We start from the raw sequence: 13,039 nt of genomic DNA on the forward strand, positions 1-13,039 counted from the left end.
GGTGTGAAGCGTTGCTTGCTACGTGTCACATCTTTGACATGCGACGCGCAAAAACTGCGATGGTTTATAGGAAATCTATGGGACGGAAACAGACGTTATTCTGGTTTCCAAACTACTGTCGGCAAGTCGCGCTTTAGCCAACCTGGCCCAGCGCCTGATCCCAACATGCCTTCGGGCACATCAATGATGTTGGTAAAGCCCGCCCGTTGCAGCCGCGCCGTCATGGCACGCGAACGCACCCCGCGCGCGCAGATCAAAGCAACTGGCGTATTGGTGCGCCCGCCTGTGCGTTCTAGCAGCACATCGGTAAAATCCTTGCGCCGCATATCAAGCGGCATGGCTCCTTCGCCAACGCCCGTATGCTTCCATTCGTCAGGTCGACGGATGTCGATCAGCAAGACATCCCCGGCAACGGCAGCGCGGTGGGCATCAGGCGTGCTTAGCACACCTTCGCCGCTGGCCTGCGCCCCAATGTTAAACCAATACGAGGCGAAGATCGCCCCACCCGCAACCGCGGTCCCACCGCCAAGAATAAATGCCCGGCGCGCCATGCGTGTCGGACGTTTGCCATGTGCAGATTTGGTCTTAGGGCCGTCAGTCATGGTATTTGTCCTTACGTTTCAGGCGCTGAACTTGAAAACTGCGGAATCCGGTCCCTAGATGCCCGTCGGCGTTCCAGCCATCCCCAGTTTTTTTCAGATTTCTTAAGGTTGCCGGAAATGTTGTCTTCCCAATAGTCTTCGATGTCGACTGTGATGTTCAAGTACAACTTGCCATCCACAATGCGCCACAAGTTCGGGTTGGCAGGAACTTTGTTGCCTTGTGCAACGCCGTAGGCGCAGTGGCCGTCATATTGCGGCGCGTATTTGGCTGGGTTTGCAAGGAACGTGTCGCGGTTTTCGGTCGTTGAGAATGCAAATTTCGCGCCATTGTATTCTGCCGTGATGTCAGCAACACCGGACACAGCGCGGGCTTGCGTTTGCCCAACAGGCACTTGATCAAGGGAAAAATACGCCACCACATCATATCCCGAAGCAGCATACCCGGTGCGGTCGATATATTGCGGCCCTGCAAAAGCGGCCGTTGCAAAGGCCAAGGTGCTCGCGGCGGCGGCGATCGTCATGGTGAAGCGGTTCATCATCGGTCTTGGTCCTTTAGGCGGAATGGAATCGAGTCAGCAGGAATTGGGCGGCAAAACCGCCGTTTCCTTAACATAGAGGTGGATTGGGCAGCCTGTCATGTGGCCTCGCGGCTATGTGACCAGGTACGCGTCGTTTGTGATCCGTGGAATCAGCGCAAGCGTGGCGGGCGGGCCGGGTCCGAACCCGGGGCTTGTGCGTCAGGCACGTGCGCGGGGGCCGGTTGCGGCAGATCAAACCGCAGCCCAACTCGCGCCAATCGCGCCGTAACCGGGTCCGCAGCATCAAAAAAGCCCACATCCATCGCGCCTGCTTCAATACCGGAAAACGTCAACGCCTCGGATGCGGCGCGTGCCAGTGCAGGCTCTGCCCCCGGGGCTGCACCAACAAAGGCCAACAGGTGCGAACGTTTGCCGTCTGTGTCCACACTGGCCACTAAATAGGCCATCTGCGCCAACCCCGTTGCTGTGGCCAGCTTTGTATCAAGCGCTGTGATCAATGTATCTGGCAGGCCCGTTGGTGCGGAAACTTCGGCCAACCGCGCTTCGATTTCGTCCGGGCCATGGCCCAGCGTCTGCGCCAGCCATTGCACCCCATCACCGTCCAACAGAAACGAGGACGGCGCCACATCAAGGTTAAGCCCAAGTCCTAATCCCTGTTCCGCCAAAAGCCCCGCGATCAATCGCCCCGATAACGCCGCATAGGGTGCCTCGGCCCCGACGAACCCGGTCAATCGTTCCTCACGATCGAAGACCAAAACGATTGACCCGGTGCCGGGGTCAAAAATTTGCGGCGTAATCGCATCCCCAACGGGTTCACCTTCCAACAACATGAACAGTTCCGCATCGCCAAGCCGTTCGAAAAACCGCAAGCGGGCGGCGTCATCATCGGGGGCGGCCTGCATTGCGGCGTGCGCAAGGTCTAGCGGTGTTTGGGTCATGCAAGGTCTTCTTTCAGTACGACGCGATACGACAGACCGCGGAAATTACGACAGCACTGCGGTAGAGTGAGACGGCGGGTGTGGCAAGCTATGTTTGCCGAAGTCAGCCCCCCAAACACTGGCGTACCGTGTCTTGGATACGCGGCACCACATCCTGTTCAAACCACGAGTTTTGCCGCAGCCACCGATTGTTGCGCGGGCTTGGGTGCGGCAACACAAATACGCCATCTCGCCCATCACTGGCATGGCGTACGGCCTTGACCACAGAACTTCCTTTGAGCTGCGGCAAGTGCCATCCAATCGCATAGGCCCCCAGAACAAGGGTCAACTTCACGTTCTGCAAAACATCCATCACAGGCTTCCGCCACGTCTGTGCGCAAATCGGTGGTGGTGGATTGTCACCGCTTGCCCCCGTTCCCGGGAAACACAGCCCCATCGGGAAAATCCCCATGCGCGGGTCGTCATAAAAGGTGGTCTTGTCAACACCCATCCACGCCCGCAGGCGTTCTCCGGAAGGGTCGTCAAAAGGGCGGCCCTTTTTATGAGTGATCCTGCCCGGCGCTTGTCCCACGATCAGAATCGTCGCGCTGGGATCAAGTTGAAAGATAGGTTTGGGCCCAAGCGGCAAATCCTTGCACAGCGTGCAGGCGCGCATCTGGGTGATCAGTGTTTGCATGTTTTGCTTTCTCGTCGGACCCGTTGGTTGCCGGGACCATTCTAGAATGTCGTGTTAGGCATTGGGCCCCCTCTATGAAACGGTGGCGGAGGAGTGTGGGTTGTTCAAGTCTCATTTTAGGCTGCCGCCTTCATTTCGAACTTTGTCGAAATAATGCTTGGTGCTGTGCAATTATTTCGATATCTCTAGAAATATGAAAATAGAATCGCACCCCCTACCCGACCTCATCCAAGCCGCCAGCGCCTTTGCCGCCCTTGGGTCCGAACAACGTCTGTCTGTCTTGCGCACCTTAGTGCGCGCTGGCCCCGAAGGGCTAAGCATCGGCGAATTGGGCACACGCACCGGAGTGACCGGGTCAACTTTAACGCACCATATGAAAATCTTGGCCGCTGCCAGCCTTGTGACGCAAACACGCCAAGGACGGTCAATCATCTGCGCCGCTGTAGCCTTTGATCAAGTGCAAAGTCTGTCGGCCTTTTTGTTAACTGAATGTTGCGCTGACGGCGTGACCCCAGACAAGGATTATGACCATGGCTGAAACAACGACAACGCCACCCGCCGTCTTGTTGCGCAAACGTTTCGGTAACGCTTGGGCATTATCGGCTGCGTTGTTGATATTGGTTGCGGTATTCGACCCAACCCAGCTTATTGCAACCCTAACCTTTGCAGGTAAAGCACTGGCAGGCACTGCGCCCTTCATCGTTTTTGCAGTGTTGGCCGTGGCTTACCTAAAGGCGACGGGAGCAGAAAACCTACTGGCCAAAGCGTTTGAGGGCAACCCAGCCCGCATGATCATCTTGGCCGCGATGCTGGGCGGGCTTTCACCGTTCTGTTCATGCGAAGTCATCCCTTTCATTGCTGCATTGTTGGCAGTCGGTGCACCACTTGGCGCTGTCATGGCATTCTGGCTTGCATCCCCGTTGATGGACCCCGCCATGTTCGCCATCACAACCGGAGCCATCAGCATAGAATTCGCGGTGGCCAAAACGCTCGCCGCTGTCAGCCTTGGCATATTTGGCGGGTTCGGCACGTTGTTGCTGTCGGGCACCCCCGTTTTCACCAGCCCTTTACGCGAAAACCCACAGGTCGGCGGTGGCTGTGGCGCCAAAAAACCGTTTTCATCGGCCCCTGTCTGGCGCTTCTGGGTTCACAAGGACCGCACACAGACCTTTCGCGACACCGCAATCGAAAACGGCGCATTCTTGCTGAAATGGCTCACATTGGCCTATGTCATCGAAGCGTTGATGGTTCATTACATGCCCGCAGGCCTTATTGCGAAAGTGCTGGGTGGAAACGGCCTTGGCACAGTGATCTTAGGCGCGTTCGTTGGCATGCCAGCATATCTAAACGGTTATGCAGCCGCACCATTGGTGGCGGAACTGTTGGATCAAGGCATGTCAAACGGGGCGGCAATGTCATTCATGATCGCAGGTGGTGTCAGCTCTATTCCAGCAGCAATTGCGGTTTGGGCACTGGTCAAACCACGGGTCTTTGCCGCCTATTTAGGCTTTGCGTTGACTGGTTCGATCATCGCAGGAATGGTTTGGCAAACGTTAACGTAACGCAAAGACATTGGCTTAACCGCATTGTGATCTGCCGTGTTTCGCCTCACTGCCCAATTCGGCGCCTCGGCGGCTCAATCGCCCAATCAGAACCTTTTTACGCACCAGTTGCGTCGATGCAGAACCACTGCAACCCTCTAAAATAAAACGGTTAACCCAGCTTAAACAGATTATGCGCACCCCATTCGCGATAGTGTTACGGGTTAAATTCGTTGTTTATTCCCCGACAACAGTATGTCGGCGAACCTGTACATTTATCGTAAACTTGGACATAATGTCGCCAAAGTCAGTTACTAAACGGTTCATACACCTCTGGTAAGGAGGGAACCGGCGCCCCACCTGTAAACGGGGGGCAACTTGAAGCACACCGCGGAGCAACGGAGATGCTAGAATTTTCAAACGTATCCAAATCTTTTTGGACCGGCACACAACACAAGGTCATCCTTGATAAGGTGTCTTTCCGTGTGGAATTGGGCAATTCGTTTGGCATTCTGGCCCCCAATGGCACCGGTAAAACCACACTTATCAACATGATGGCGGGTTTGGAAAAACCTGACGAAGGCGAAATTCGACGTGGGTGCAACATCTCGTTTCCGTTGGGCTTTATGGGGGGTGTGATCCCTAAAATTTCGGCACATGAAAATTGTCGGTATATCGCCCGGCTTTATGGGTTGGACCCCGACTATATCGAAAGTTTCTGCCGCTGGCTGTGTGGCTTGGGTGAATATTTCGATCAACCTATTGGCACCTATTCGTCAGGCATGCGCGCGCGTTTTTCGTTTGCGCTGATGCTGGCACTGGATTTTGACATCTATCTGATCGACGAGGGGATGCCGTCATCCACTGACGTCGAATTTAACCGCAAGGCGGGCGAAGTGCTGCAAGAGCGCTTACGCACAACAACAATTGTTATCGTGTCGCACCAGGCCCAGACGCTCGAAAAATTCGCGCGCTCGGCGGCCGTCCTTTTGGATGGCCAATTGCATATGTTTGACACGCTGGAAGAGGCAAAACGGCTTTATGACTACGAAACCCAAAGCTAGAAAGTTTCGGATCAAGCGGGCAACCCCGTTGACCGAATCGTCGAACGCAACACCAAATGCGGAGGATGACGTTGGCAACGACGCCGCCGTCGCCGCGACCCCACGCCGCCCGAAATCCACCAAGGCGGGCGCAGCCCCTCGAAAGGCAGCCGCCGCGACAGGTGATGTGTCTTCTGCTGCACAAGTGGCCAGCGAAAACACCATCGATTCCATCCGCCAAGAAGGGCTGACGGGTCGTCAGTTGCGCATGGCGCGCCGCATCGCTCAAAAGCACAACTTGCCAGCCACTTCGGATTTTGACGCCGTTCGCCTGTTGCGCAATCAAGGTATCGACCCATTCCAGCGGACCAACATGCTGGAACTTGTTGTCCCGCAAGCCGGGGCCGAACAGCACGAAGGCGGCGCGCCCGATGCATTTGCCAACCTCCCCGCCACGACAGGGGGCGCAGGTGCTGCGCGCGTGCAACTGCCACAAACCGTACCAGTTCAAAAACAACAACTACCCTCTACCGAGGTCAGCCCGGCAGATCGCCGCGCGCAAGAAATGCGCAATATTCAGCGCGACATTGGCCGCCGCCGCCGCAAAAAGACCGGCCTGTTGCTGGTGCGCCTTGCGTTCTTTGTGATGCTTCCAACATTGCTGGCAGGGTACTATTTCTACGCGATCGCAACGCCCATGTATGCGACCAAGTCCGAATTCCTCATCATTCAGAACGAGGGATCAGGCGGCGCTGGCCCATTGGGCGGCTTGTTGCCCACGCAGTTTGCCACCAATTCAGACAGTATCGCCGTCCAGGGATTTTTGCAGTCCAAGGATGCGATGCTGCGATTGGATCGCGATGTCGGCTTTAAATCGCACTTTACTCAGGATTGGATCGACCCAATCCAACGCCTAAGTGACGATCCGACCAATGAAGAAGCCTATAAAATCTACAAGAAGAACGTGAAAATCGGTTATGATCCGACCGAAGGCATGATCCGAATGGAGGTCGCAGCCGCCGATCCGGCAATCTCGGCTGACTTTTCGCGGCAGCTGATCAAATACGCCGAAGAGCGGGTGAACAACCTGTCTGCTCAAAAGCGTGGCGATCAAATGCGCGATGCTCAAGACGGCTTTGACCGTGCCGAAGCGGATCGTCGCGCCGCGCAAGAAGCCATGGTGCGCCTGCAGATTGATGGTGCGATCCTTGATCCTGCAAGCGTCATAGCCTCGTACCGGACACAGATTTCGGCGTTAGAAACTCAGATTATCGAAAAAGAAATCGAACTGGGTAGCTTACTTAACAACGCTCGGCCCAACCAAAGCCGCGTGGATGGGGTGCAGGGTTCGCTTGGCGTTCTAAAGACCCAGTTAGGTCTGTTGAACGATAAGATGACGGATGTGTCGCAGGGCGAAAATTCGCTTGCCGAATTGGCCGCGCGCTTACAAATCGCACAGGCTGATTTAGCGGCACGCGACTTGATGATGCAATCGGCGTTACAACAAATGGAACAGGCCCGTGTCGAAGCCTCGCGCCAGGTGCGCTATCTGACTGTCGCCGTTGATCCAATTGCCAGCGAAGAAGCGTCCTATCCTCGCTCGTTTGAAAACACGATCTTGGCATTCATCGTCTTTGCAGGCATCTATCTGATGATCTCGCTTACTGCGTCCATCCTCAGAGAACAGGTAACCAGCTAATATGAAACACGTCTCGGTCGCCGACCTGACCATCGGCAATGATCGTCCTTTGACGGTCATTGCTGGACCTTGCCAACTGGAATCTGCAGACCATGCGCAGATGATCGCTGGTGTGATGAAAGAAGCATGCGAGGCCGCAGGCGCGCAGTACATCTTTAAGTCATCCTTTGACAAAGCCAATCGAACATCGGCGGACGCATCGCGTGGGCTGGGCATCGACAAAGGATTGGCGGTTCTTTCAGACCTGCGCAAAACCATAGGTGTGCCGGTGCTGACGGACATCCACAACGAAAGTCAGTGTGCCCCTGCGGCGGCGGCCGTAGATGTGTTGCAAATCCCGGCCTATCTGTGTCGTCAGACGGATCTACTGATTGCGGCCGGCAAATCTGGCGCGATCATTAACGTCAAAAAAGGTCAGTTTCTTGCGCCTTGGGATATGGCCAACGTTGCCGCCAAAATCGCCAGCACCGGCAATGACAAAATCATGTTGACGGAGCGCGGCGCGTCCTTTGGGTACAATACTCTTGTGACCGATATGCGTGCCCTGCCACAGATGGCCCAGACTGGTTATCCCGTCATAATGGATGCCACCCATTCCGTGCAGCAGCCCGGTGGACTTGGCGGGTCTTCGGGCGGGCAGCGCGAACTTGCGCCTGTCATGGCGCGCGCAGCGGCCGCGATCGGTGTTGCGGGCATATTCATGGAAACCCACCAAGATCCTGACACAGCCCCCTGCGACGGGCCGAACATGATCTACCTTGACCAAATGCCCGCTCTCATCACCTTGTTGATGCAAATGGACAAATTGGCCAAAGCCAACCCCATCACACTGTAGGCCACATGAAACAACCCAACGCGACTGTCACACCCAACACATGGGAATTCCTGCGCGACCCGATGATCGCGCCCACGGGTTTTCGCGAATATGATGCGCGTTGGAAGTTTCCCGAAGACATTAACCTTCCCGGCGTGACGGCCCTTGGCCTTGGCCTTGGCACGCAGATGCACCGCCGTGGCATCGAACCGCTGATCGCCGTTGGCAATGATTACCGTGACTATTCTTTGGCGATCAAAAATGCGCTGATCCTTGGGCTTATGCAGGCCGGCATACAGGTGCGTGACATTGGTCCAGCCCTTAGCCCCATGGCCTATTTTTCGCAGTTCCATCTGGATATGCCCGCAGTTGCGATGGTCACAGCCAGCCACAATCCCAACGGATGGACCGGGGTTAAGATGGGCTTTGAACGCCCCCTGACCCACGGTCCCAGCGAGATGAGCGAATTGCGCGAGATTGTTCTATCCGGACAAGGCAAAGCACGCCCGAATGGCGGTTATGAATACGTTAACGGTGTGCGCGAGGCCTATCTTGATGACCTTGTAGGTGACTTCAAAATGTCGCGTAAGCTGAAGGTCGTGTGCGCCACGGGCAACGGCACGGCTGGGGCCTTTGCGCCGCAGCTGCTGGAACGGATCGGGGTCGAAGTCGTGCACCGCCATACCACGCCCGACTACACCTTTCCCAACTACAACCCAAACCCCGAAGCAATGGAAATGCTGCATGACATGGCGGATGCTGTGCGTGAAAGCGGCGCTGACCTTGCCCTTGGCTTTGACGGAGACGGTGATCGATGCGGTGTTGTCGACAACACCGGCGACGAGATTTTTGCCGACAAGATGGGCGTGATCCTTGCGCGCGATTTGGCCAAACTGCATCCTGGAGCGCAATTCGTTACGGATGTGAAATCGACGGGTCTGTTTGCTTCAGATCCTGAATTGCAGGCCCTTGGAGCTAAGGTTGATTACTGGAAAACCGGTCACAGCCATATGAAACGCCGTGTCAAGGAATTGGGTGCATTGGCTGGCTTTGAAAAGTCAGGCCACTACTTCATGGCTGCTCCAATTGGCCGCGGATACGATTGCGGGATGCGCGTGGCTGTCGAAATTTGCAAACTTTTGGATCGCAACCCAGATCAGTCTTTGTCCGATCTACATTCCGCCCTACCCAAGACCTATACCACGCCAACCATGGCGCCGTGGTGTGCTGACACGGAAAAATATGAAACGCTGGACCGCATCATGGTGCGGTTGGATGAAATGCAGGCAGCCGGTGCGTCTCTTGCAGGCCATGCCATCACAGACATCGTCAAGGTAAACGGAGCACGCGTGATGCTAGCGGGCGGCGGCTTTGCCTTGGTGCGTGCGTCATCCAACACGCCCAACCTGGTGGTGGTTTGCGAAAGCCCAGAGTCAGACGCCGATTTACGCGCAATCTTTGCAGATTTCGACGCTGTGATCCGACTGCAACCCAATGTGGGCGAGTACGACCAGACTTTCTGAGGTTGGGCGCACGACACGTGCGCCTTACCGAAACGCCCCTTCGTAAGGCGCACGTGTCGTGCGCCCTCGGCCCCGTTGTCAGTCAAACAACTTCAGCAAACCTTTCTTGACCTCATCTTGCAATTTTTCCTTGGCCGCATCCTCAAGGTCTTGGCCAGTATCAGTGATGTTCAACTCCTCAGCCACTTTGGCCCGCACCGCCTCTTTTGCTTTCGCTTCCAGCTTCGCCTTTTCCTCTTCCAGTTTGGCGCCAAGGTTCAGGTCAATCGCCGCCTCAAGGTCGGGCCGAATGCTGACATCAGACCATGGCCCAAGGATACGCACCGGAATCGCAATTCCGTTACCTTCATTGGCGCGCAATGCAACCGGCGTGAACGTATAATCAATCGTTTGCGCGCCAAGGCCAACTTGCCCTACACCGCGTGCTTCGTAGTTGGCGAGTTTCAACAGCAAATCATCGTTTCGCATCACGCCTTTGTCGATGGACCATGAGGCACCAAGGCTGTCAAACACGGTCGTCCCCCCGCTCGACTGTCCAGACCGCATCAATCGGTCGAGATCAAAACCAATTATCGTCCCGCGTCCAAAGCTAATCGCGCCCTTGCCTGACAACGATTTCATAATCGCATCCACCGATTGACCGACACCTAGAAAGCTCATCTCGGCATTGGCATCGCCTGTCAGGCGGTCAATGCCCGCACCATCCGTCAACACGGCCTGCACATCGATCGAACTTGCGTTGATTTTACCCCCGACTGACAGGCCCGAACGATTGTTCATCACAAATTCGCCCGTCACTGTGCCGCCGTAGGCCGCCACTTCTCGCAACTCAAACACCATGCGGCTGTTGTCGTTGCGCAGCAAAGTGCGGGTTTGGCCCAACTTAAACGTCCCAAGGTCGATAGACGTCGCGCTTAACGCAATTTCGCCGTTAAAGGCACCAAGCCCGCTGGCATCAATTCCATCTGTAGGCCAGCCGCTGCCGGTTTCTGCGTTACCCGTACTTGGCCCAGCATCCCCGCCTGTGGCACGGCTCAAGTCGAGCGCCCCAGCATTCAACTGCGCATTAATCTGTGGCGTGCCGTTCAGATTGACATCAGCCGCCCCGCCCAGTGCATTCCCCCCAAGATCCACTGACAAGTCGCGCAAAGACAGTCGGCGGTCCGCCGTCAACGTCAGGTCTGCGTCAAGATCAACAGATTGTCCCAACCCCTGTTGCAAGCCAGGTTGCGGCAAACCAAGTGCGCCCAAGAACGCATCGGTGTTCGGCATATCCAACGCCAAACGTCCCGCCACATCCCCAGCCGTGCTTGCACGCCCATTTAAGGTTAAAGTGCCGCCACCTGCTGAAACAGTGGCATTCACACCCTGCACTTGCCCAGCAATAAAGCCCGCAAACCCGCCAATAGTGGCGCGTACATTCACGTCGCTTCCCGCTGGCCGTAAGGACGCGACAATATCCGCAGCCCCCAACCGTTCGGGCCAATCCAACGTCAAATCGACCCCAGAATAGGACACGAGGTCAGACCCTTCGGCATCATAGATCAAGGTGGCGCCCGTGATTGACAGTCTTTCAATCCACACGGCTTGGGGCGTGCGTTCGGCAGGTGCGACCTCGGTTTCGATTTGGGCAGCACCGCTGGCATCTGTGAACACCCAACTGGCACGCCCGTCTTTGCGGCTTTCAAGCCGGATGGTCGGGCGCGTGGCCTCAATATTCGTGATCCGTATTTCGCGCCGTAGCAATGCCATGGCATCCACACCAATCGCCGCGTTTTCCGCCGTCAGCATTGGGCCCTGTTCGGACCATTCAGCATTACCGACCTCAAGTCCGCCGACGCTGACACCCAACACGGGAAACAACGTCATCGACACATCACCGGTAATGTTCACATCACGCCCGGTTGCCGTTCGGATCTGATCTGCTGCAAGCCGCGCGATCCGGTCGGCAGGTAAAAAGAACAACGACACGACCCCCACCAAGACAAGGACAACGAAAAAGCCGATCAACCGGGATATCCATTTCATGCGTTCTGCTCCGCTCTTATGACGATTAACGCCAGCTTAGCGCAGCACATGCACACATCCCAACCCTTTTCCCGGCGTCCCCTTTCCCCTAAGAGGCTGCATATGAGCACAAACCCGCCTGACCTCCGCCCTGATCTCGCGCCAAAGGCGCGGTTTGATGAGACTGCGCCAAGCGCAAAAATCGATGCCAAACGCCGCCCCGGCCAACCGAGCATCGGTATGGTTAGTCTTGGCTGTCCCAAAGCGTTGGTCGACAGCGAACGCATCCTGACCCGCCTGCGCGCCGAAGGCTACGGTATCTCGCCTGATTATTCGGGCGCTGATGCGGTGATTGTGAACACTTGCGGCTTTCTTGACAGTGCCAAGGCCGAAAGCCTTGAGGCCATCGGCGAAGCGTTAAGTGAAAATGGCAAAGTCATCGTCACTGGCTGCCTTGGGGCAGAACCGGATTACATCACCGGCGCGCACCCCAAGGTGTTGGCCGTGACCGGCCCGCATCAATACGAACAGGTGTTGGATGCGGTGCACAGTGCTGTGCCCCCCGATCCTGACCCGTTTATTGACTTGCTTCCGGCCAGCGGTGTCTCTCTCACACCGCGCCATTTCAGCTATTTGAAAATCTCGGAAGGCTGCAATCACAAGTGCAAGTTCTGCATCATCCCCGACATGCGTGGACGGCTTGCCAGTCGTCCCGCCCATGCGGTGATGCGCGAGGCCGAAAAGTTGGTCGATGCGGGTGTGCGCGAATTGCTGGTGATTTCGCAGGACACCTCGGCCTATGGGGTCGATATCAAGCACGTCGAAGCGAACGGCCACCGCGCTCACATCACCGATCTTGCACGCGATCTGGGGTCTTTGGGGGCGTGGGTGCGCCTGCATTATGTCTATCCCTACCCGCATGTGCGCAAATTGATCCCATTGATGGCCGATGGTTTGGTGTTGCCTTACCTCGACATTCCGTTTCAACATGCCCACCCGGATGTTCTGAAACGCATGGCCCGCCCGGCAGCTGCGGCTAAAACGTTGGACGAAATTGCAGCGTGGCGCGACATATGTCCGGACCTGACCCTGCGATCGACCTTTATCGTCGGCTATCCCGGCGAAACCGAGGCTGAATTCCAAACCTTGCTGGATTGGATGGACGAGGCGCAATTGGATCGGGTTGGTTGTTTTCAGTATGAAAACGTCGAAGGCGCACGGTCAAACGCGCTGCCTGACCATGTGCCCGCTGAGGTCAAACAAGATCGCTGGGATCGTTTTATGGCCAAAGCCCAAGCCATTTCAGAGGCCAAGTTGGAAGCCAAGGTTGGCCAAACGTTGCAAGTCATTGTGGACGAGGTCGACGATGAGGCCGCGACCTGTCGCACCAAGGCCGATGCCCCCGAAATTGATGGCAATCTGTTCATCGACGAAGGATTCGAGCACCTGACCCCCGGCGACATCGTCACCGTCAAAGTGGACGAAGCGGGTGAATATGACCTTTGGGGGCAACTGGTCTAGATCACCGCTAAACCTATTTTTGCGGCGGTTGCGTGCTGGGCATGCGCATACCGCAAATGCCTTTCAAAATTCTGATTGGGCCCGAAAATGGCCCTCCCCTTGCATTTTTGCATAAATGTTCTATATTTGTTCTCAA

12 protein-coding genes are annotated in these 13,039 nt (G+C 56.2%); 7 read left to right on the plus strand and 5 right to left on the minus strand.

All coding sequences use genetic code 11. The features are described 5' to 3' along the window. Positions 1-95: 95 nt before the first annotated feature. The 4 genes from ABJF76_RS13260 to ABJF76_RS13275 all read right to left on the minus strand — a co-directional run bounded on the left by ABJF76_RS13260 (position 96) and on the right by ABJF76_RS13275 (position 2,755). A complete protein-coding gene (locus ABJF76_RS13260) occupies positions 96-602 on the minus strand; it encodes a rhodanese-like domain-containing protein (protein WP_413819642.1) in 507 nt (168 codons plus the stop codon). A gap of 11 nt (positions 603-613) precedes the next feature. After that, the gene (locus ABJF76_RS13265) at positions 614-1,138 is read right to left on the minus strand and encodes a YHS domain-containing (seleno)protein (RefSeq protein WP_413819930.1); all 525 of its coding nucleotides are present in this window, start codon (positions 1,136-1,138) and stop codon (positions 614-616) included. Positions 1,139-1,290: 152 nt separating this feature from the next. Continuing rightward, complete coding sequence (locus ABJF76_RS13270) at positions 1,291-2,079, minus strand: SseB family protein (protein WP_413819641.1); 789 nt, start codon at positions 2,077-2,079, stop codon at positions 1,291-1,293. A 103-nt stretch (positions 2,080-2,182) separates the two neighbouring features. Next, positions 2,183-2,755 carry a uracil-DNA glycosylase family protein gene (locus tag ABJF76_RS13275; protein WP_413819640.1) on the minus strand — a complete coding sequence of 191 codons (573 nt, stop codon included), beginning with the start codon at positions 2,753-2,755 and terminating at the stop codon, positions 2,183-2,185. Positions 2,756-2,948: 193 nt separating this feature from the next. Here ABJF76_RS13275 and ABJF76_RS13280 point away from each other — a divergent pair, with 193 nt between their 5' ends. From ABJF76_RS13280 to ABJF76_RS13305, 6 genes are all read left to right on the plus strand, one after another. Beyond that, entirely contained in the window at positions 2,949-3,293 is a 345-nt protein-coding gene (locus ABJF76_RS13280; RefSeq protein WP_413819639.1) for an ArsR/SmtB family transcription factor, read from the plus strand. After that, positions 3,286-4,317: a permease gene (locus ABJF76_RS13285; protein ID WP_413819638.1), complete on the plus strand. Its 1,032-nt coding sequence runs from the start codon at positions 3,286-3,288 to the stop codon at positions 4,315-4,317. Before ABJF76_RS13280 ends, ABJF76_RS13285 begins: the two co-directional genes overlap by 8 nt. A gap of 383 nt (positions 4,318-4,700) precedes the next feature. Further along, the gene (locus ABJF76_RS13290) at positions 4,701-5,360 is read left to right on the plus strand and encodes an ABC transporter ATP-binding protein (RefSeq protein ID WP_413819637.1); all 660 of its coding nucleotides are present in this window, start codon (positions 4,701-4,703) and stop codon (positions 5,358-5,360) included. After that, a complete protein-coding gene (locus ABJF76_RS13295) occupies positions 5,338-7,038 on the plus strand; it encodes a capsule biosynthesis protein (RefSeq protein ID WP_413819636.1) in 1,701 nt (566 codons plus the stop codon). Before ABJF76_RS13290 ends, ABJF76_RS13295 begins: the two co-directional genes overlap by 23 nt. A gap of 1 nt (position 7,039) precedes the next feature. After that, a complete protein-coding gene (gene kdsA, locus ABJF76_RS13300) occupies positions 7,040-7,873 on the plus strand; it encodes a 3-deoxy-8-phosphooctulonate synthase (protein ID WP_413819635.1) in 834 nt (277 codons plus the stop codon). 5 nt (positions 7,874-7,878) lie between these two features. After that, on the plus strand, positions 7,879-9,375 hold the full coding sequence (locus ABJF76_RS13305; RefSeq protein ID WP_413819634.1) for a phosphomannomutase/phosphoglucomutase: 1,497 nt from the start codon (positions 7,879-7,881) through the stop codon (positions 9,373-9,375). 78 nt (positions 9,376-9,453) lie between these two features. On the opposite strand, the gene ABJF76_RS13310 is transcribed toward ABJF76_RS13305, so the two are convergent. Continuing rightward, a complete protein-coding gene (locus ABJF76_RS13310) occupies positions 9,454-11,403 on the minus strand; it encodes an AsmA family protein (protein ID WP_413819633.1) in 1,950 nt (649 codons plus the stop codon). A gap of 102 nt (positions 11,404-11,505) precedes the next feature. Between ABJF76_RS13310 and rimO the strand changes: the two genes are divergently transcribed. Further along, on the plus strand, positions 11,506-12,903 hold the full coding sequence (rimO, locus tag ABJF76_RS13315) for a 30S ribosomal protein S12 methylthiotransferase RimO (protein ID WP_413819632.1): 1,398 nt from the start codon (positions 11,506-11,508) through the stop codon (positions 12,901-12,903). The last annotated feature ends 136 nt before the right edge of the window (positions 12,904-13,039 follow it).

Origin of the sequence: Tateyamaria sp. (assembly GCF_039940735.1) — a bacterium.
GTDB lineage: Bacteria > Pseudomonadota > Alphaproteobacteria > Rhodobacterales > Rhodobacteraceae > Tateyamaria.